We start from the raw sequence: 18744 nt of genomic DNA on the forward strand, positions 1-18744 counted from the left end.
CCGGCGAGCTTGCTGGTCGCCCGCGCGGCCGGCGTCGCCGCCGTCGGACATCTCGTCGGCTACGACAGCCCGACCCGGTTCAGCCACGAGTACCGCCGCCTGTTCGTAGCTCCGCCCGGCCAGGACACCGCACGCCGGCGCGCGAACACCGCCCCGCACGACGTCCGGCGCCTGCCGTGATCCGGCACGCGCGGTGCCGGTGGCTGTGGCGGTCGGGCGTGCGCGGGTGTGGTGCGGCGGCCTTCGGCGTGGTGGGCGTGGGCGCGGACGTGGACACGGACGCGGTGCGGTGTGTGGCCCCGCCGCGCTGCCCGCACTCGCGCTCCGCGCGGTGGGCGGACCCCGCGGCTTCGGTCATCCGGAGGGCACGCCCGGCGGCCGGGAAGCGAAACTGATTTTCACGCGCTGAAAGTTCCCGCCGAACGGGAGACATCACCGCAGCTCCCTGGGCTCCACTTTGGTCTGGACCACAGGTGATCCGAGGAACCTCTTTACGTCCAAGGGCAGTTCATGGCTCACTTATGACGCGTCCACGTCAAGAGCAACATCGAGCGCATCAGCACCACGTATGAACAGCACTGCCCAGCGTGCCCGTCCCCCACCCCGCTGTCGTGCTCAGGAGGAAGCGTTGCTGTCCCGCAGACCCGCCACGCCGAGCGTCGGACACGCGAGAGTCGCCGTGGCAGCTGTCCGTGGTGCGTTCCTCCCCGCCATGCCGACCTCGGTGCTGTTGACCACGGCGCTGCTGGCCGCGGCGGTGCTGACCACAGCGGTGAAGGCCGCCGCGGGGGCCGCTGCCGCGTCCCCGTGGTCTGCCGTGGCGTCCTCCCGTTCGGTGGGTGCCGCGTGGGCATGAGCCGTCGGATCGCAACGGGCGCCCGCCCGACCGGCCCGCTGCCCGGCGCTGCCGGCGCGGAGGGCGTCGACGCCCCGCGCCGCAGGGGGACCGTCGTCCCGTGCGGCAGGGAGAGCGGCGCCCGGCCGAAGGCGCGGACCGGCGGCGCCCGGTCCGCCCGGAGTGCGATGCCCCTGAGTCCGTGGATCGCGGCGAACTCACCGGCCGCCGGGACCGGCCGCCGGCACTCGCCGGCAGCTTCTCCGATCGTTCGTGAGATCCGGGAGCGCCCCCTGACCTCATGAGGACCCCGCCATCCCGGAGCGGCGGTGACGACCGCCGAACCCTTCGGGCGCTACGCGAGTAGAACCGCCCGGTCGCGGGGTACCCCCCAGTCCTGTCCGCCTCACCACCCCCATCAAGTGCCCAGGAGGCAAGCCGTGTTCTCCCGAATCCGCACCACCAGGTCCGTGAACCGAAGACTGCTGGTGGCCGGCGTCCTCAGCGCGAGCGTCGCCCTGACCGCGACCATGGCGGCGGCGGGCACCGCCTCCGCCACCCCGGTGCCGGTGGCCAGCAGCATCCCGGTCGGTCAGGGATACATGGGCGCCGGTTACGCCCAGGACAACAAGGACTTCAAGCCGGTCACGGGGCAGCTCCAGCTGAACACCCCGGGCACGGTGACCCCCGACGCGGCGAACCCTCCCGGCATCGACGTCTCGCACTACCAGGGGTCGATCAACTGGTCGTCGGTGAAGGCGGCCGGCATCCAGTTCGCCTACATCAAGGCCACCGAGAGCACCACGTACAAGGACCCCGACTTCAGCGCCAACTACCTCAACGCCTACAACGCCAAGGTGATCCGGGGCGCGTACCACTTCGCGCACCCGGACCTGTCCAGCGGCGCGGCGCAGGCGACCTACTTCGCCGCCAACGGTGGCGCCTGGTCGGCGGACAACCTGACGCTGCCGGGGATGCTGGACCTGGAGGGCGGCTGCTACGGCCTGTCGGCCGCGTCGATGCAGTCGTGGATCCTCGACTTCTACAACACGTACAAGGCGAAGACCGGCCGCGACATCGTCATCTACACCAGCCCCAGCTGGTGGAACTCCTGCACCGGTGGCTGGAGCGGCATGTCCACCAGGAGCCCGCTGTTCGTGGCGGACTGGACCACCGCGGCCAGCCCCGTCATCCCGGGCGGCTTCCCGTACGCGACGCTGTGGCAGTACGCCGACAACGGATCGGTGAGCGGCATCTCGGGCGCCGTGGACCGCGACTACTTCATCGGCACCAGCGCCCGTCTGCTGGCGCTGGCCAACAACACCCCGTGACAGTCGCCTGAGCGCTGCCGGTCACCGCGGACGACGCCGGCCGCCCGGACCCCGGGCGATCACCGCGGCGCACCGGCCGAGCCCCGGTCGAAGTGGGATCGTTCCCCACTCCGACCGGGGCTGCGGCATGTCGTCCACCGGTTGTGACGGGCCCCGGCGGCGTGCTGCCGCGCGCGCCCGATCCGGTTGGCGGCCCGGCGCCGGGGGCTCCGGGTCGTCACGCGGGAGCCGGTAGCCGGAGACCGGTAGCCGGAGACCGGTAGCCGGTAGCCGGTAGCCGGTAGCCGGTAGCCGGGAGCCGGGCGCCCAAGTCGGTTGTCGTGGTTGCCGTGGGTGGGGTGGTCGCGCGAGCGGTCCGCGTCGCGGCCGGCGCGGACCGAGTGCGCCACGGCGATACGGACCACCGCGCGGTGGCCGGTGGGACGTCCGTCCGGGGGACTACCGGGCGGCGTTGAGGACTGTGTACGGTGTCGCCACGGACGCGGAGGTCGGACTGCCCGGCGCGTGGCGGCAGGGCGCGACGAGGTCGACCCGGTGGCCCGGCCCGATGGAATCGAGCGCCTGCGCAGCGCACTTGATGAGACGTTCGGTGAACACGCCATGGCGACGAGCACGCTTGACGACCGGGAGGCCGTCGTCGCCGGGACCACCCTGCGTCCCTCGCGGCCTGCGACCTCGATGCCCCGGGACCCCGGACGGCGGCCGGTGAGCGGGGAATCGGTACCCTCCGTCGCCTTGGAGCACCGCCCGCCGTTCCGGCCGCACCCCGCGTCGCTCCACCGGCGGCACCCGAACCTCACGACCCGCTCATCACCACCGATTCGATTGAGGCAGACCAGCAATGACAACGATTCGCCCGGCCCAGGCCGCCGACATCGACGCGATCGCCAGCCTTCTGGACGAGATGGACCGCTTCTACGGCGGGACTTCGACGGAACCCCTTGAGGACCGGCTCGCGCAGATCGACACCGCGCTCTTCGGGCCGACCGCGACGAGCCGTGCGCTTGTCGCCTGGGACGAGGAGACCCTGGTGGGCCTGGTGTCCTACTCGTTCCTGTGGCCGGCCGCCGGTCTGACGCGATCGCTGTACATGAAGGACCTGTACGTCGCCAACTCCTGTCGCAGTGCCGGAGTGGACAAGATCCTCGAAGAGCGCTTCATGAACGAGCTGTTCACCATCGCGCGCGACAACAGCTGCTGCCGCGTCGAGTGGGCGGCGGACGTCGACGACACGCCTGCTCTGAACTTCTACGACAAGCTGGGGTTCAAGCCGAGCACGTCGCAGCACTTCTATCGAACGGTGCTCTAGGCCGACGTCCGGGCCGCCGGCGTCCGGGCCGGCGTCCGGCGATCCCGGCGGGCTCGCGACGCCCGCTACGGCATCGCGCCGCGGTGCCGAAACGTCCCGACCGCCCGCGTCAACAACCCTGCGGGCCGAGGCACTTGGCGCGGCCCGCCGTGCGTGACGAGGGTGGCGACTCGCCCTCGTGACGCACGGCGCACCGCCCTACGCGGCCTCCAGGGCGAAGAACAGGAAGCTCAGGAAGGACCCCGAGGGAAACGTCGCGAGGACGTCGGGGAACAGATCCCGGGCCTGCGGTGCCGGGGGCGGTTCGCTCATGACGGTGATCCGGAAGCCGGCCGCGGTGAAGGCGCCGGTCATCGCGTGCAGCGGCCGGTGCCAGTAGGTCAGTACGGCGTGTCGGCCGCTGAAGGTGTGGTCCTCGGACCACTGGTGCGTCGTGAAGTAGTCGGCGCCGGGGCTGATCAGCTTCCTGACGAAGGGATGGTTGACGGCCACGATGAGCCGGCCGCCGGGCGCCAGCACGCGCCGCAGTTCGGCGAGCGGCGCCGTCCAGTCCTCCAGGTAGTGCAGGACCAGGCAGACGACGACGTCGTCGAACGCCCCGTCGGGGAACGGCAGCGGGCTGCCGAGGGCGGCTTGGCGCAGGGCCGCGCCGTCTCCGAGCCGCTGCCTGGCCAGCGCCAGGATTTCCGCGCTGGAGTCGACGCCGGTCACGATCGCGCCCCGCTCGCGCAGCGCCGCCAGCAGGGGGCCGGCCCCGCAGCCGACGTCGAGGATCCGCCGCCCGGCCACGTCGCCGGCCAGGTCCAGGATCGCGGGCCGGGTGTAGTAGCCGTTGATGAGGTTGGACTCGGTCTCGGCCGCGTACGCCTCGGCGAAGCTGTCGTAGTCGTTGGTCACCGGCTGGTCCGCGCGCCCGGCGGAGTTCTCGGGAGCGGGAGGCATGCGGCCCATCCTGGCACAGCGGGCCCGTTCCCCCGGTGGACCCGGCGCCGGACGAGGAGCCGTCCGACGGGAGGCGGCCCCCGCCGAGCAGAACGTCGAAATGCCCGACCGCCCGACGCGACGGCCTCCCTCGCTTTCTCATGACGGACAGTCCCGCTGAAATCCGCCAAGTGCGGCATTTCGCTGTCGCCGATCGAATACGCGTGCCCCCGTATGTATGGACCAGGGCCGCCGGGGGGACTTCTTGCAAAGGTCCGACTCGTCACCATCGGCGAGCGGAAAATCGTCAGCAACAAGACGAAATGACAGAAACCGAAGCGCGGGAACTAGGGTTTTTCCTATGGTGCGTTGCCCGGGTGTCGTGGTGCACTCAGTGCCGCAAGTCTTCGGGGAGAAAACCGCATGGAAACACGGTAATGCTTCATTGCGGTTTCACAGGGCACGCGCGCCCTCGCTCATAGCTGCGCCACGGAGGATCGTCCCGGCTGTCAGGGTCAAGGCGATCGCGGCATCTGAGAGCGGCCGAACCATTCAGCGTCACCAAGACAGGAGCGGCTCATATGTCACACGAGGTTGTCGTAACGACGGGGGACGAGCGGGCGAGTGCCGGTGTGCTCACCACTGCGGCCATGGATTCGCCTGCCTTCCTCGTGGCACCGCCCCTGTCGATGGCGGCTGACGTTCCGAACAACGTGTACATGACCGAGATGACCGACGAGCAGCGTGCGGTCGACCGTCCCAAGGCGATCCGCCAGTTCGCCTCGTTCGTCCAGGAACTCAGCCGGGACGGCTCGCTCGTCTACTCCCTGCCCTCCCCCCTGCCGCTTCAGGACCAGCCCTACACCAGCAACGTCGGCATCGTGCTGCCGCACCGTCCCGACACGGCGATCGTCGCCAACTTCTCCACCGAGCCGCGCCGCGGTGAGGAGAAGGTCGCCGGTCCCTTCCTCGAAGCGCTCGGCTACAACGTGGTCCACCCCCCGGAGCTGTTCGAGGGCGAGGCCGACATGAAGTTCCTCGGCGGCAACACCTACGCCTGCGCGTACGGCATGCGCACCTCGCACGAGTTCGCGGACTGGTTCGCGGAGTCGTTCGAGGCCGACGTCATCCCGGTCGAGATGACCGACCCGCACCTGTACCACCTCGACTGCGTGATGCTTCCCCTGCCGGGCGGCCGTATCGGCGTCTGCTCCGAGCGGCTCGACCCCGTGGTGCTCAAGCGCCTGGAAGCCGACTACGACGTCATGGACGTGCCGCTCTCCGCACCGGTGGGCGCTCTCAACTGCGTCGTCTCCGGCCGTCGGCTGCTGAGCAACTGGGCCCTCAGCGAGGACACTTCGCACACCTCGAAGGAGGACCAGCTGGTCCGTATCCACCAGGTGGAGCGGCTTGCCGAATTCGCCGGTCTCGAGCCGGTGTTCCTCGACATGAGCGAGTTCCTCAAGTCCGGTGCCGCGCTCTCGTGCATGGCCATGCACCTGAACCGCAGCAGCTACGACCTCGCCTCCTCCTGAACCCGGTGCGAGCGCGCTGACGCGTCGCGGGCAGGCCGGAATCGCTGCCTTCGTGCTCCAGGGTGTGACGGGTCCGTTGTCGAGCTGTCCGTGTGACTGAGACCGGAGAGTAGTGAGCGGTATGGGAGACATGACAGCCCGCCGGGAATTGACGACCTATCCTCCGTCGAACACGGAGGACAGCGAGGCGATGGCTCGCATCCGGGAGTTCCTCGACCGTGTGGCGCCGCCGACGCCGTGCCTGGTCATCGACCTGCAAACGGTCCGCGACCGTTATCTGGAACTGACCGAGGCGCTGCCCGGGGCCCGGGCGTTCTACGCGGTCAAGGCGAATCCCGCGCCCGGGGTGCTGCGTTTGCTGGCGACCCTGGGGGCGGGCTTCGATGTGGCCAGCATTCCGGAGATCGAACTGTGTCTGGCCGAGGGCGCGCGGCCGGAGGACATCTCCTACGGAAACACGATCAAGAAGCGTGCCGATGTCGCGAAGGCATTCGCGCTCGGTGTCCGGAAATTCACCACGGACAGCATGGCCGACCTGGAGAACCTGGCCGAATGCGCACCGGGTTCCTCAGTGTTCTGTCGCGTCGCGCTGAACGACACCGGTGCCGTGTTCGAGTTCGGTTCGAAATTCGGCTGTGCTTCGGACATGGTCGTCTCCCTTTTGGCGCGCACCGGTGAACTGGGACTGCACCCGGCGGGTGTCTCCTTCCACGTCGGTTCGCAGCAACTGGATCCGGCCGCGTGGGACGCCGGAATCGCCGAGGCGGCCGAAATAGCCGCCAAGCTGGCGAGCGACGGAATTCAATTGCCGCTGCTCAATATAGGTGGAGGATTCCCGGGGAATTACACCGTCGTGTCGCCTCCGACCACCCACTATGCGACGGTGATCTCCGATTCGCTGGCCCGGCACTTCGGGGCCGCCGGACTTCCGCTGCCGGAGGTCATGCTGGAACCGGGCCGGCTGCTCGTGGCGGACGCGGGTCTGCTGCGTACGGAGGTCGTGCTGGTCTCCCGTAAATCCACTGCGGACGACCATCGCTGGGTGTATCTCGACAGTGGCCGCTACAACGGCATGGCGGACACCGAGAACGACTGGATCTATTTCCAGCTCACCACCCCGCGGCGCGGCGGTGAGACCGGCCCGGTGATTCTCGCGGGACCGACGTGCGACGGTACCGACGTGTGGTACCACAACCGCATGTACGAACTCCCCCTGGAGCTTCGGGCCGGAGACCACGTCGACGTCCTGAGCGCCGGCGCGTATTCGACGAGTACCTCCTGCGCGGACTTCAACGGGTTCGCTCCGACGACGACTCATTGCGTCTGAGTTCTCCCCGCGAGCCGGCCGCCGAGGTCTGCGAGTGCGGGACGAACAGCGGGAGTTGAGTCGGCCGGGACATCCGGACGGCCACGCGGACCCCCACGGTGCGCACCGGGAGCGGACACTCACGGTGTGCGGCGGGAGTTGCTCCGCGTGGCCCCGGGCTGTCCCGGCCTTCGTCGGCGTACGGCGTTGCGACGGCGGCGAGTTGCCGCAAGGCAGCGCAGCACGCCGAGGGCGGCCCGGGACGCCGCGCTCACCGAGAAGCGGGGCGGTGCGCGCAGGCGGGCCGCTACGACAGCGCGCCATGGTCCTCGATCCCGGACGGGCAGCAGCCGGCCGGGTACGTCCGGCGCGGCGGTGACGTTCCGTCGGTCCCGCAGCCGGCCATGACCTGGCATCACTCTTTCGGCAGGACGGACCAATGACCGCTTTTCTCGCGCTCCTGGCGTCGGTGCTCTGGGGCGCCACCGACTACGGCGGGGGCACGCTCTCGCGGCGTCTGCCGGTCACGGTGGCGCTGCTGGGCTCCCAGGTCACGGCGGTGGTCGTGCTGGGCGTCGGCCTGGGAGTCCCGGGGGTGCACGTCGGGTTCGGCGGCTACCTGGTCTACGGCGCCCTGGCCGGCCTGCTGGGAATGCTCGGCCTGTTCGCGTTCTACCAGGCCATGGCGACCGGTCCGATGTCCGTGGTGGCCCCGGTCTCCGCGTGCGGCACCGCGATCCCGGTCGTCTACGGGCTGCTCCGCGGCGAGCACGTCATGCCGGTCCAGGGCCTGGGCATCGCCGTCGCGTTCGTGGGCGTCATCCTCGTCTCCGGCCCGGAACTGCACGGCGGCGCCGGCGGCAGACGGACGGTCCTGTTGTCGCTGGGGGCCGCGGCCGGCTTCGGATCGGTGTTCCTGTTCTCCGGACTCGGCGCACCGCACGGCGTGTACGGCACGATGCTGGCCGAACAGTTCGTCGGGCTCCTGCTCGTGCTCCCCGGCGCGTGGGCGAGGCGGGACCTGCGCGGCATCACGTGGGACCGGCGAACCGTGGCCCTCAGCGTCCTGGTGGGGTTCGGGGACCTCGCCGCGATCGCGTCGTACCTCGGCGCGGCGCGCGGCAGCCACCTCGCGGTGGTGTCGGTCCTCAGCTCGCTCTACCCGGTCGTGACCACCCTGCTGGCCCGGTACCTGCTCGCCGAACGCCTGCGGTCGATCCAGAACGCCGGAGTCGTGGCCGCCCTCGCCGGCATCGTGCTGATCAACCTGTAGGCACCGTCCGGCGGATCACGGCGGCGCCACCGCGCCGCGGCCACCCGGTTCGCCGCGCGGTAATTCGGATGTACCGCCTCCCCGGGCGGAATACCCTGCCCGTCATGACGCAGGAGATCCGGCTTCGGCCCGTGGCCAGGGACGACCTCCAGGTCCTGCAAGCGGTGACCAACAACGGCCCCGAAACGGCGTCGGTCCACGGGTGGTTCGGCTGGACCGACCCCGCCGGCCTGGTGAGGCGCTGGGAGGAGAACGGGCTGCTCACCCCCGACTTCGGACATCTGGTCGTCGCCGCGGGCCCGGAGGCACTCGGGCACGTGTCGTGGTACCGGTCGGGCCAAGGGCCGCTCAACCACAGCTGGAACATCGGCGCCGGCCTGCTGCCCGCGGCACGCGGACGCGGCGTCGGCACCGCGGCCCAACGGCTGCTCGTCCACTACCTGTTCGCCCACACCCAGGTGCACCGGATCGACGCCCACACCGACGTGACGAACACCGCCGAGCAACGCGCCCTGGAGAAGGCGGGCTTCACCCGCGAAGGCACCCTGCGCGGCGCCCAGTTCCGCAACGGCGGCTACCACGACATGGCCGTCTACAGCATCCTGCGCCCGGAGGTCACCCTCGGCTGAGCACCGCTTGCGTCGGCGTCCTCGGCCGGCTCGTCCGGCGCCGGGGCGGCCCGGGTGCGCCAGGCGCGGGTGGGAACGGAGCCAGTGGTCAGGGCTCCGCCCCCTCCGCGTGCGGCGGTCCGCCGTCCTGTCCTACCTTCCGCGCGGGATCGGCCCGCCCTTCGACGGCTCCGCCGGGCAGGCGGCGGGCCCCCTGCTCCACCCGTTCAACCGCCTCGCCGGCCGCGGGGAACAGCGCACAGCACCCGGCGACGCCTTCGTCCCCCTCGCCTGCGGTCACCTCTGGAGACGCCTCAAGTGCGCCCCGGCGCGAGCGTGTTACGAGCTTGGACGTTTCACGGCCCGTCCGTCGTACTCCTCGCGGGCGGTGAGGACTTCCTCGACGTACCGCACCGACCACTCCGTGAGCGCCTTCAGGGGGCCGCGCAGCGTCTGGCCGAGCGCGGTCAACTCGTACTCCACGCGGGGCGGCACCTCCGGGTGGACCGTTCGCAGGACCAGTCCGTCGCGTTCGAGGGTGCGCAGCGTCTGGGTGAGCATCTTCTCGCTCACTCCCGCCAGCCGATGCCGCAGTTGGGTGAACCGGCACGCCCCGTGCTTGCCCAGTTCGCCCAGCACGAGGACCGCCCACTTGCTGCCGATCTGGTCGAGCAGGTCACGCGACGGGCAGCCGCGTGCGTAAGGGTCCCAGGACGGTATGGGCCCGGTCACATTCTCGGTGGTCGTCAAACTGCTCACCTCGATACTTTCCTGCGGGTGGCCACCTTACCGCGAAGTGGTCACTTACCGAAGGAGAGTGACCAGGTCATCCTGGGGTTCGTGCCGCGGGAGGTCCGCGGCAGGAAGGGGCGAACCCATGTCGATCGTTGTCACCGGAGCCTCCGGTCAGCTGGGCGGGCTCACCGTCGAGGCACTGCTGGCGCGCGGGGTGCCGGCCTCGCAGATCGTCGCGACCAGTCGGGACATCGCCCGGATCAAGGACTTCGCCGACCGCGGCGTCGTGGTGCGGCGGGCCGACTTCGCCGAGCCGGACACTCTCGCGGCGGCCTTCGAGGGCGCGGACAAGCTGCTGCTGGTGTCGACCACCACCGTGGACGAGCGGGTCGCCAACCACCGCCGCGCCGTCGACGCCGCGGTGGCGGCGGGGGTGTCGCTGGTGGCGTACACGAGCATGTCGCACGCGGCCACCGCCACCACGGTCCTCGCCGCGACCCATCGCGCCACGGAGGAGTACCTGCGGGAGCGCGCGGTCCCCGCCGTGATGCTGCGCAACAGCTGGTACCTGGAGAACTACACCGCCCAACTCCCGCTGATCCTGGCCGGCGGAGCCGTCGCCGGCGCGGCCGGCCGGGGCCGGATCAGCGCCGCGACCCGTGCCGACTACGCCGAGGCCGCCGCGGTGGTACTGACCACCGACGGCCACGCCGGCGAGGTCTACGAGCTGGGCGGTGACGAGGCGTTCACCCTGGCCGACCTCGCCGCGGCGATCTCGGCCGCCACCGGGAAGCGGATCACGTACACCGACCTGCCGGCCGGTGAACTCGCCCGGGTGCTGGCCGGCGCCGGCCTGCCCGCCGAGCTGGCACACGTCCTCGTCGACGCCGACCTCGGCATGGCCCGCGGCGAGCTGTTCACCGACTCCGGTGACCTGCGCCGCCTGATCGGACGGCCGACCACCCCGCCGGCCGACGCGATCGCCGACGCACTGCGCTGACCGGCCACCGACCCGCTTCTCCCACCGGCCCACGTGCCTCCCGACCACCCGGGGAAAGGTCCTTCACGATGTCCCACCGCACCACCGCGCAGGCCACTTGGCGGCGCTCGCTCCTCGCCCTCACCGCGACGTCCGCCGCCGTGGCGGCCCTCACGCTTCCCGCCGCCGCCGCGCCGGTCCACGACCGCGAGGGCGGCGACCGCACGATCACGGTCAACGGCGGCAACGCCTTCCCCGAGAGCGTCGCGGCCGACCACCACTACGTCTACACCGCCAGCATCGCCGACGGCACCGTCTACCGCGGGCGCCCCGGGGCGACGTCGCTCGACCTGTTCCTGCCGGGCGGCCAGGACGGCCGCACCCAGGCCACCGGGATCAAGACCACCGGCGACCGCCTGCTCATCGCCGGCGCCTTCACCGGGCGCTTCTTCGTCTACACGGACACCGGCAAGCTCGTCTCCTCCTACACCGTCCCCGACACGGGCGGGCCGACCCTCGTCAACGACGAGACCGTCACCCCCGACGGGGACGTCTACATCACCGACTCCTTCCGCGCCGTCGTCTACCGGATTCCGGCCGCCGAGGTGAACGCCCCGGCCACCGGCGCCCATCGGACCCTGGAGGTGGCCTACCGACTGCCGGACTACGTGGCCGGCCAGTCCAACGGCAACGGCATCGTCACCACCCCCGACGGCAAGTCGCTGATCATCGGCTACTGGTACAGCGGCGCCCTCTACCGGCTCACCCTCGCCACCGGCGAGGTCAGCAGGATCGCCGCACCGGCGCTGGCCGGCGCCGACGGGATGGCACGGCAGGGCGACACCCTGTACATCGCCCGTTCCGTGACCAACGAGGTCGACACCGTACGGCTGTCCGGCGACGAGACCGCGGCCACCGTCGTCTCCGCCCGCACCTACCCCGGGGCCGACACCACCACCGGCGTCGCGGTGAGCGGGGACCGGCTGCTGGTGACCAACTCGCAGATGGACACCTTCCTGTACGGCGATCCGCTGACCAGCCCCGTCTTCACCCTCGAAAGCCTGCCGCTGCGCTGACCCCGCGCCGTCGCTCCGGTGCTGTGCTCCGTGCGACCGGGCCGTGAAGCGGCCCGGTCGCACCGGGCCGCGGTCCTACGGCGCCCGCCGTACCTGCGGCGGGTGTTCCGTGCTGCGTCAACGCCCCCGGTCGCCGGGGTCGGCCGCGTCCGCGTCGAGCAGACGGGTGAGGACGGCGGTGAGCTGATCGAGGTCGCCGGCCGGGAGGGTCTTGATGGCCGGGGGCGGGCGCAGCAGTATGGCGTCGGCGGTCGCGATGACGTCGTGCCCGGCGGCGGTCAGCGTGACCAGCTTGCGGCGCCGGTCATCGGGGTGCGGGCGGCGTTCGACGAGGCCGTGGGCCTCCAGCTTGTCGACGATCAGCGTCGCGTAGGGGGCGTCGACACCGTTGGCCTCCGCGAGCCGGCCCAGGGTCGCCGGTCCTTCGCGGAGCTGGAAGAGGATCTTTCCCCGGCCGCCGCCCAGGCGGAATCCGAGCGCCTCGGCCAGCTCGCCGTGCCGGTTGTGCGCCTCGACGAACCGCTGCATGAGGGCCCAGGCCCGCTGGACGGAATCGTCCGATCGTCCGGAGGAGCCTGTCATCGTCGCCTCTCCCGCTTCCTTCGGTGCCGCGGCGGTCCGGGCCGCCGCGTCGGGTGCCCGGTCCGCCGCGGTGCCGCCGTCACCACGCTACCGTCCGGCCGAGGTAGTCGACGTAGTGCAGCCCGGGGCGGCCCCGGAGGGCGTCGAGCGTTGTGACGACGTTCGGGATGCTCTCGTCCATGCCGAGCCGGGCGTTCGGGCCGCCGAGGTCGGTACGCACCCAGCCGGGGGCCATGAGCACCAGGGTCCGGCCCTCGCCCCGGTGCCGCGCGTCGTAGCTGCGCATGAACGTGTTGAGCGCGGCTTTGCTGCCGCGGTACACCTCGTGGCCGCCGTGCTCGTTGCCGGCCACGCTGCCCTGGCCCGAGGACATCACCCCGATCGTGCCCTCGGGTTCGACGAGGTCCTGGAGCGCCTCGATGACCCGCAGCGGGCCGAGCGCGTTGGTGACCATGACGCGGTTGAACTCGTCGGTCGCGGTCTCCGCCACCGTGCCGTCGGGCCGGTTCGTGACGCCGGCGTTGACGAACAGCAGGTCGAACCTCCGGTCCGCCAGCCGGTCGTGCAGCGCCGCGATCTGTGCGGGCTCGGTGATGTCGACGGTCTCGATCTCGATCTCCTCGGCACGGGTGTCGGCGAGGTCGTGCAACGGGGTCCGGCCCGAGCCGCGCACGGTGGCCACGACCTGCCGGCCGTCCCGCGCCCACTCCTGGGCCAGCGCGAGGCCCAGACCGCGCGACGCGCCGATCAGCAGCACGCGGCCGCCCGGGGCCGACGACGGGTCGGACGGAAGACTCGCGTTAGTTGTAGTCATAACAATGATTGTGTGTCGTATAACTAAATCCGTCAAGCCGTGGCTGCGCGTCCCCGCTCGGGGGTCGGCGTCGCCTGCGGCGGTACGGAGTCGGGCCTGCGGATGCCCTGCGGTGGCAAGCCGGCTTTCCCACCGGGCGCTCGGCCGGCCCGTGGGCCCGCCCGGGCCGGCGGTGGTCTCCTGCGCGGGCGGGGTCGCGGCCGGGCGCTTACGCTGGTGGGAGTGCGCGACGACGGGCCGACACCACGTCAGGAGGTGTTCGCATGATCGCACTGGAGACCATCGGTCTCTCCCTCGGCGTCATGCTCTTCGTGATCGCCGCACTGCTCTTCTTCATGGGCGGACCCCGTTACGCGAACCGGGGCGGCCGGAGCGGGAAGAACGCGACCGGCGACCGGCCCGGAACCGGGCGGAACGACGGCGGAGCGACGCCTTACGACCGGCGGGACCACGAGGACGCGAAGGTCCCCTGAGGGTCCAGCCGACGGCACGGCCGGCCAGGTGGGCCGGCCACCGGTGACGAAGCGGACCCGGCCCGCGAACCGTGCCCGCGAACCCGGTCGGCGGATCGTGCCCGCGACCCGCCCCGCGAACCCGGCAGGCTGACCGAGCGCATCGACGTCCTGACCCGCAACCGCGACGCGGTCGCCGCCTACCTGGACGAACTCCGACAGCGTGCGCACTGACCTGCGGCGCACTGCTCCCGCCGCCCACCGCCGCTCTCGTCAGCCGCCCTGCCTCACCGTGCTCAGCCCGCACCCAGTTCCGTGCGGGCCCGGGACGCGGCGCCGATCGCCACCGCGTCGCTGCCCAGGCGGGCCCGGACGAGTCGCACCGGTGCGCCGCTGACCGGGGGGTCGGCCCGCAGTGCGGTGCGGATCGACGGTTCCAGGAGCGGCCAGGCACCGCTGACCCCGCCGCCGAGCACCACTGTCGTGACGTCGACCAGGCCCGCGGTGATGAGGATCGCGCGGGCGACGGCCGATCCCGCGGCGCCGAAGACCGCCAGCGCGTGCGGATCGCCCCGGCCGGCCGCCGCCGCGACACCGCGCGCGGTGGTGTGCCGCCCGGACCGTCGCGCGTACCGGGCGGCGATGAAACGCCCCGAGGCGAGCGTCTCCAGGTGGCCGCGCCCGCCGCACGAGCACGGGGTGTCGCCGAAACCCGGGACGTGGCCGATCTCGCCCGCCGCGCCGCGCGGTCCGTCGAACAGCGCGCCGTCCAGCCACAGCGCACCGCCCACGCCGGTGCCCAGCGTCATCGCGAGCACGTGCGACTCCCCGGCGACGGCGCCCTTGGACACCTCGCCGCGCAGGAACGCGTTGACGTCGTTGTCGAGGAACGCCGGCACGCCGAGCGCCGCCTCGACGGCGGCCGTGACGGCGAACCCGGCCCAGGCGTGGAAGGAGTCGCTGGCGGCCAGGACGCGCCCGGCGCGGGCGTCCACGACGCCGGCCGCGCCCACCCCGACCCCCAGCAGGCGGGCCGGTACCCGGTCCAGCAGCGGGCGCAGCGCGGCGAGTGCGGCGCCGACCATCGCGTGCCCGCCCTCGGCCGCCGGGGTGGGCACCTCGGCGCGGTCCAGCACGGTCAGGTCACCGGTGCACAGCACGACCTGCGTGGTCGTGCCCCCGATGTCGATCCCGGCGTACGCACCGGGCGGGCCGCCGGCCGCCGATCGCGTCACGCCCCGGCTCCGGAGCCGTCCGCGGCGAGGGCGGCCCGCCGTTCGGTACGGCGGCGGCGTTGCAGGACCGGGTCGGGCACCGGCACGGCGGCCAGCAGACGCCGGGTGTAGTCCGTCGTGGGACGCAGCAGGGTGGCGGCGGTGCTGCCCTCCTCCTCGACGCGGCCGTCGCGCATGACGACGACGCGTTCCGCGAAGTGCTGGACGACGGCGAGGTCGTGCGAGACGAACAGGCAGGCGAAGCCGAGTTCGCCCTGGAGTTCGGTGATCACCTCCAGCACCGTCTCCTGCACGCTGACGTCGAGCGCGCTCGTCGGTTCGTCGGCGACCAGCAGCCGCGGTTCCAGGACGAGCGCCCTGGCGAGGCTGACCCGCTGGCGCTGCCCGCCGGACAGCTCGCGCGGCGCGCGCCGGGCGAACGCGCGCGGGAGCCGGACGCGTTCCAGGACACCGGCGACCAGCTCCTGCCGTTCCTTCGCCGGCATGCCGCGGCGGTGGACCCGCAGCGGTTCGGCGACGCATTCGGCGACGCTCATGCGCGCGTCGAGCGAGGCCACCGGGTCCTGGAGGACCACCCCGATCCCGGAACGCAGCGCGTGGCGGTCGCGGGCCCTGGTCCTGCGCAGCTCGGAGCCGAAGAGCGCGACGGTGCCGCCGGTCGGCCTGATCAGGCCGAGGGCCACGCGGGCCGCGGTCGACTTGCCCGACCCGGACTCCCCGACCAGCCCGACCGTCTCGCCGGCCCGGACCGCCAGCGAGACCCCGTCCAGCGCCCGCACCGCCCGCGCCCCACGCCCGAACACCACCCGGACGTCCCGCAGATCGACCACCGGTGAGTCGACCGCGGGCACGTCGGTGGCGGGTTCGTCGGCGGGAGCGGTTGCGGCTGCGGGGGCGGAGGTGGAGGCCGGTGCGGACCTCGGGCCGTCCTCCTGGCCGGAGTCGGAGCCGGAGCCGCCGGAACCGGACCCCGAGCCGTCGAGCGCCGGTGCCGCCTGCCCCGGCGGCTGCTCGGCGACTGTCAGGCGCGGTACCGCTGCCAGCAGGCGCCGCGTGTAGGCGTGGACCGGGCGCAGCAGGACGTCCTCGACCGGGCCGGTCTCGACGATCTCGCCCTGGAGCATGACGGCGACCCGGTCGGCGAAGTCGGCCACCACGCCCATGTTGTGCGTGACGAGCAGTACGCCGGTGCCGGTCTCGGCGGCCAGGCCGCGCAGCAGGTCGAGGATTTCGGCCTGCACGGTGACGTCGAGCGCGGTCGTCGGTTCGTCCGCGATGAGCAGGTCGGGGTCGTTGGCGATGGCCATCGCGATGACCACGCGCTGCCGTTGCCCGCCCGACAGCTCGAAGGGGAAGTCCGACGCCCGGCGTTCGGGGTCGGGGATGCCGACGCGGCGCAGCAGGCCGACGGCCGTGCGGTGGGCTTCCCGGGCGGTGACGGACCGGTGGTTGCGGACGACCTCGGCGATCTGCGCGCCGATCCGGGTGAGCGGGTCGAGCGCGGTGGCGGGTTCCTGGAAGACCATGGAGACCGTGCGGCCCCGCAGGCCGGCGAGGACGGACTCGGGGGCGGTGACGACGTCGGTGCCGGCGACCGACGCGCGGCCGGTGGCGCGGGCGTTGCCCGGCAGCAGGCCGATCGCGGCCAGCGCGACCGTCGACTTGCCGGACCCGGACTCGCCGACCAGCGCGAGCGTCTCGCCGGGCCGTACGTGCAGCGAGACTCCGCGCACGGCCGGCACGTCGCCGGTCTCGGTGCCGAACGTGACGTCCAGGCCGTCGAGTTCGAGGATCGGCTCCGGTGCGGCGCCGGGGGAGTGGCCGATGGCGGTCACGCGCGCCCCCTGACGTCGAAGGCGTCGCGCAGGCCGTCGCCGATGGCGTTGAACGCGCACACCACGAGGATCACGGCCAGGCCCGGCGGCAGGATCAGCCACCAGCGTCCGGAGTACGCGGCGGTGAGGCCGGCCGACAGCATGCCGCCCCAGTCGGTGGCCGGCGGCTGGACGCCGAGGCCGAGGTAGGACACGTAGGCGACGAGCAGGATCGCGTCGGCGACCTGGAAGGTGGCGGCGACCACGATGGTCGACACCGAGTTCGGCAGGATGTGCCGGGTGATGGCCCGGGTGTGGGTGCCGCCGATCGCCCGGAGGGTGTGCACGTAGTCGCGGTTCTTCAGGGTGAGGGTCTCGGCCCGGACCAGGCGGGACGGTACGAGCCAGGAGACCAGGCCGAGGATGACGACGAGCCCGAACACCCCGGGGGTGGAGATGGCGGAGACCACCAGGAGGATGAACAGCGCCGGGATCGCGATGCCGGCGTCGACGACGCGCATCATGGCCGCGTCGATCCAGCCGCCCGCGTAGCCGGCCGCCGCGCCCCACAGCGTGCCGATGACGGTCGCCAGCAGGCCGGCCGCCAGACCGACCAGCAGCGAGACCTTGCCGCCGAACATCAGCCGGCCGAGTTCGTCGTGCCCGACGGCGTCGGTGCCGAGCAGGTGCCGGGCGCTCGGCGCGAGGTTGACCTGCGACAGCGTGGTGTGGGTCTGGTCGGTCGGGTGGAGGAGCGGTCCGGCGAAGCAGAACAGCAGGAACAGCACGATCACCACGAGCCCGGCGACCGCGAGCCGGTTGCGGGTGAAGCGCCGCACCATCAGGCGCGGGCCCACCGCTCCGGCCGTGTCGCCCGGCGGGTCGGCGAGCGGCCCGGTGCCGGGGCTCTGGCCCGGCTGCAGTACGGCGCTCATGCGCGACCTGCCTTCACTCGGGGGTCGATGATCCGCTGGACCACGTCGGCGATGAGCGTGCCGACGACGGTGGCGATCGAGATGACGAGGACGCAGCCGAGCAGCACCGGGTAGTCGGAGGACTGCGCGGAGCTCCAGAACAACAGGCCCATGCCCGGGTAGTTGAAGAGCTGCTCGACCACCAGGGCGCCGCCGAAGAGCACCGGCACGTAGTAGCCGAGCATCGCGACGACGGGGGTCAGCGAGTTGCGGAAGACGTGCCGCCACAGCAGGGCGTTGCGGCGCGATCCGCCGGCCCTGGCGGTCCTGACGTAGTCCTCGGACAGGTTCTCCAGCGTCGCGGCGCGCATGTACCGGCTGAAGACCGCGATCATGGACGCCGCCCCGGCGACCACCGGCAGGACGAGCCCGGCGGGGTCGGCGAAGACCTGGGCGAGCGTGTCGCCCTGCGGTGCCTGCGCGGGCAACCACGGCAGGAGCTGGCTGAAGACCAGCACCAGGATGAGCCCGAGGAAGTACACCGGTGTCGAGTAGGCGACGAAGCTCAGCGTGGTGACGACGTAGTCGACCGGCTTGTTGCGCCGCACCGCCTGCCACATCCCGAGCGGGATGGCGATCAGCAGGGCGACGACGGCCGACAGCACGGTCAGGACCAGTGTCTTCGGCAGGCGCTGCTCGATGAGCTGCGCGACCGGTTCGTTGAGGGTGTACGACGTGCCGAGGTCACCGTGCAGCAGGGTGCGCAGGTAGTACAGGTACTGGACGGGCAGCGGCTCGTCCAGGCCCTGCTGGCGGTTGAACTCGGCGATCTGCTGGGCCGTCGCCTGCGGTCCGAGGATCCCGCGCGCGGGACCCCCGGGCAGGGCGTGCAGCAGGCAGAAGACGACCACCGTCACGATGAGGATCACCACGACGGCCTGGAGAACGCGTCTGGCCAGGTACAGGAAGGTAGGCATGTGCTTTCCGGACGGTCGGGGCGGGGGCGGGTGTGGCCCCCGCGGGGC

At 72.0% G+C, this 18744-nt stretch carries 18 protein-coding genes; 10 read left to right on the forward strand and 8 right to left on the reverse strand.

Annotation, left to right across the window (positions count from 1 at the left end; translation table 11 throughout):
- The first annotated feature begins 9 nt into the window (after positions 1 to 9).
- The 3 genes from POF43_RS06045 (at position 10) to POF43_RS06055 (ending at position 3475) form a co-directional block, all read left to right on the forward strand.
- Entirely contained in the window at positions 10 to 180 is a 171-nt protein-coding gene (locus POF43_RS06045) for a hypothetical protein (RefSeq protein WP_372515860.1), read from the forward strand.
- A 1185-nt stretch (positions 181 to 1365) separates the two neighbouring features.
- Positions 1366 to 2166, forward strand: a complete 801-nt coding sequence (locus POF43_RS06050; RefSeq protein WP_271312608.1) for a GH25 family lysozyme — start codon at positions 1366 to 1368, stop codon at positions 2164 to 2166.
- Between the two features lie 841 nt (positions 2167 to 3007).
- On the forward strand, positions 3008 to 3475 hold the full coding sequence (locus POF43_RS06055) for a GNAT family N-acetyltransferase (RefSeq protein ID WP_271322571.1): 468 nt from the start codon (positions 3008 to 3010) through the stop codon (positions 3473 to 3475).
- Positions 3476 to 3673: 198 nt separating this feature from the next.
- On the opposite strand, the gene POF43_RS06060 is transcribed toward POF43_RS06055, so the two are convergent.
- Complete coding sequence (locus POF43_RS06060) at positions 3674 to 4426, reverse strand: class I SAM-dependent methyltransferase (protein WP_271322572.1); 753 nt, start codon at positions 4424 to 4426, stop codon at positions 3674 to 3676.
- 659 nt (positions 4427 to 5085) lie between these two features.
- On the opposite strand from POF43_RS06060, the gene POF43_RS06065 reads away from it, so the two are divergent.
- The 4 genes from POF43_RS06065 to POF43_RS06080 all read left to right on the forward strand — a co-directional run bounded on the left by POF43_RS06065 (position 5086) and on the right by POF43_RS06080 (position 9139).
- On the forward strand, positions 5086 to 5931 hold the full coding sequence (locus POF43_RS06065) for a dimethylarginine dimethylaminohydrolase family protein (RefSeq protein WP_271312609.1): 846 nt from the start codon (positions 5086 to 5088) through the stop codon (positions 5929 to 5931).
- Between the two features lie 121 nt (positions 5932 to 6052).
- The gene (locus tag POF43_RS06070; protein WP_271322573.1) at positions 6053 to 7258 is read left to right on the forward strand and encodes a type III PLP-dependent enzyme; all 1206 of its coding nucleotides are present in this window, start codon (positions 6053 to 6055) and stop codon (positions 7256 to 7258) included.
- A gap of 418 nt (positions 7259 to 7676) precedes the next feature.
- Positions 7677 to 8510 carry an EamA family transporter gene (locus tag POF43_RS06075; protein WP_271322574.1) on the forward strand — a complete coding sequence of 278 codons (834 nt, stop codon included), beginning with the start codon at positions 7677 to 7679 and terminating at the stop codon, positions 8508 to 8510.
- Positions 8511 to 8614: 104 nt separating this feature from the next.
- The gene (locus POF43_RS06080; protein WP_271322575.1) at positions 8615 to 9139 is read left to right on the forward strand and encodes a GNAT family N-acetyltransferase; all 525 of its coding nucleotides are present in this window, start codon (positions 8615 to 8617) and stop codon (positions 9137 to 9139) included.
- Positions 9140 to 9457: 318 nt separating this feature from the next.
- Here POF43_RS06080 and POF43_RS06085 read toward each other — a convergent pair whose 3' ends face one another.
- Complete coding sequence (locus POF43_RS06085) at positions 9458 to 9868, reverse strand: winged helix-turn-helix transcriptional regulator (RefSeq protein WP_271312610.1); 411 nt, start codon at positions 9866 to 9868, stop codon at positions 9458 to 9460.
- A gap of 127 nt (positions 9869 to 9995) precedes the next feature.
- Here POF43_RS06085 and POF43_RS06090 point away from each other — a divergent pair, with 127 nt between their 5' ends.
- Both POF43_RS06090 and POF43_RS06095 read left to right on the forward strand, forming a co-directional pair.
- Positions 9996 to 10853 carry an NmrA family NAD(P)-binding protein gene (locus tag POF43_RS06090; RefSeq protein WP_271322576.1) on the forward strand — a complete coding sequence of 286 codons (858 nt, stop codon included), beginning with the start codon at positions 9996 to 9998 and terminating at the stop codon, positions 10851 to 10853.
- A 68-nt stretch (positions 10854 to 10921) separates the two neighbouring features.
- On the forward strand, positions 10922 to 11908 hold the full coding sequence (locus POF43_RS06095; protein ID WP_271322577.1) for an SMP-30/gluconolactonase/LRE family protein: 987 nt from the start codon (positions 10922 to 10924) through the stop codon (positions 11906 to 11908).
- Positions 11909 to 12025: 117 nt separating this feature from the next.
- Here the strand turns inward: POF43_RS06095 and POF43_RS06100 are convergent, their stop codons facing one another.
- Complete coding sequence (locus POF43_RS06100) at positions 12026 to 12490, reverse strand: MarR family winged helix-turn-helix transcriptional regulator (RefSeq protein ID WP_271322578.1); 465 nt, start codon at positions 12488 to 12490, stop codon at positions 12026 to 12028.
- A 79-nt stretch (positions 12491 to 12569) separates the two neighbouring features.
- Complete coding sequence (locus tag POF43_RS06105; RefSeq protein WP_271322579.1) at positions 12570 to 13304, reverse strand: SDR family NAD(P)-dependent oxidoreductase; 735 nt, start codon at positions 13302 to 13304, stop codon at positions 12570 to 12572.
- Positions 13305 to 13567: 263 nt separating this feature from the next.
- Between POF43_RS06105 and POF43_RS06110 the strand changes: the two genes are divergently transcribed.
- On the forward strand, positions 13568 to 13777 hold the full coding sequence (locus tag POF43_RS06110; RefSeq protein WP_271322580.1) for a hypothetical protein: 210 nt from the start codon (positions 13568 to 13570) through the stop codon (positions 13775 to 13777).
- Positions 13778 to 14052: 275 nt separating this feature from the next.
- Here the strand turns inward: POF43_RS06110 and POF43_RS06115 are convergent, their stop codons facing one another.
- From POF43_RS06115 to POF43_RS06130, 4 genes are read right to left on the reverse strand one after another with little or no spacing between them, the layout of a single operon-like run.
- Positions 14053 to 14991 (reverse strand): ROK family protein, encoded by a 939-nt coding sequence (locus tag POF43_RS06115; RefSeq protein WP_271322581.1) that lies wholly within the window; start codon positions 14989 to 14991, stop codon positions 14053 to 14055.
- Entirely contained in the window at positions 14988 to 16826 is a 1839-nt protein-coding gene (locus tag POF43_RS06120) for a dipeptide ABC transporter ATP-binding protein (protein ID WP_271322582.1), read from the reverse strand. Before POF43_RS06120 ends, POF43_RS06115 begins: the two co-directional genes overlap by 4 nt.
- Positions 16823 to 17740: an ABC transporter permease gene (locus POF43_RS06125; protein WP_271312603.1), complete on the reverse strand. Its 918-nt coding sequence runs from the start codon at positions 17738 to 17740 to the stop codon at positions 16823 to 16825. Before POF43_RS06125 ends, POF43_RS06120 begins: the two co-directional genes overlap by 4 nt.
- Positions 17737 to 18696: an ABC transporter permease gene (locus tag POF43_RS06130; protein WP_271322583.1), complete on the reverse strand. Its 960-nt coding sequence runs from the start codon at positions 18694 to 18696 to the stop codon at positions 17737 to 17739. Before POF43_RS06130 ends, POF43_RS06125 begins: the two co-directional genes overlap by 4 nt.
- Between the last annotated feature and the right edge of the window lie 48 nt (positions 18697 to 18744).

Source organism: Streptantibioticus silvisoli (assembly GCF_027947535.2).
In the GTDB taxonomy this organism is placed as follows: Bacteria; Actinomycetota; Actinomycetes; order Streptomycetales; family Streptomycetaceae; genus Streptantibioticus_C; species Streptantibioticus_C silvisoli.

Excerpts from the sequence above, each read along its gene's own strand:
- POF43_RS06050 (WP_271312608.1), top strand. The coding sequence starts at position 1,366 with ATGGCGGCGGCGGGCACCGCCTCCGCCACCCCGGTGCCGGTGGCCAGC.
- POF43_RS06055 (WP_271322571.1), top strand. The coding sequence starts at position 3,008 with ATGACAACGATTCGCCCGGCCCAGGCCGCCGACATCGACGCGATCGCC.
- POF43_RS06060 (WP_271322572.1), bottom strand. The coding sequence starts at position 4,426 with ATGGGCCGCATGCCTCCCGCTCCCGAGAACTCCGCCGGGCGCGCGGAC.
- POF43_RS06065 (WP_271312609.1), top strand. The coding sequence starts at position 5,086 with ATGGCGGCTGACGTTCCGAACAACGTGTACATGACCGAGATGACCGAC.
- POF43_RS06070 (WP_271322573.1), top strand. The coding sequence starts at position 6,053 with ATGGGAGACATGACAGCCCGCCGGGAATTGACGACCTATCCTCCGTCG.
- POF43_RS06075 (WP_271322574.1), top strand. The coding sequence starts at position 7,677 with ATGACCGCTTTTCTCGCGCTCCTGGCGTCGGTGCTCTGGGGCGCCACC.
- POF43_RS06080 (WP_271322575.1), top strand. The coding sequence starts at position 8,615 with ATGACGCAGGAGATCCGGCTTCGGCCCGTGGCCAGGGACGACCTCCAG.
- POF43_RS06090 (WP_271322576.1), top strand. The coding sequence starts at position 9,996 with ATGTCGATCGTTGTCACCGGAGCCTCCGGTCAGCTGGGCGGGCTCACC.
- POF43_RS06095 (WP_271322577.1), top strand. The coding sequence starts at position 10,922 with ATGTCCCACCGCACCACCGCGCAGGCCACTTGGCGGCGCTCGCTCCTC.
- POF43_RS06100 (WP_271322578.1), bottom strand. The coding sequence starts at position 12,490 with ATGACAGGCTCCTCCGGACGATCGGACGATTCCGTCCAGCGGGCCTGG.
- POF43_RS06105 (WP_271322579.1), bottom strand. The coding sequence starts at position 13,304 with ATGACTACAACTAACGCGAGTCTTCCGTCCGACCCGTCGTCGGCCCCG.
- POF43_RS06110 (WP_271322580.1), top strand. The coding sequence starts at position 13,568 with ATGATCGCACTGGAGACCATCGGTCTCTCCCTCGGCGTCATGCTCTTC.
- POF43_RS06125 (WP_271312603.1), bottom strand. The coding sequence starts at position 17,740 with ATGAGCGCCGTACTGCAGCCGGGCCAGAGCCCCGGCACCGGGCCGCTC.
- POF43_RS06130 (WP_271322583.1), bottom strand. The coding sequence starts at position 18,696 with ATGCCTACCTTCCTGTACCTGGCCAGACGCGTTCTCCAGGCCGTCGTG.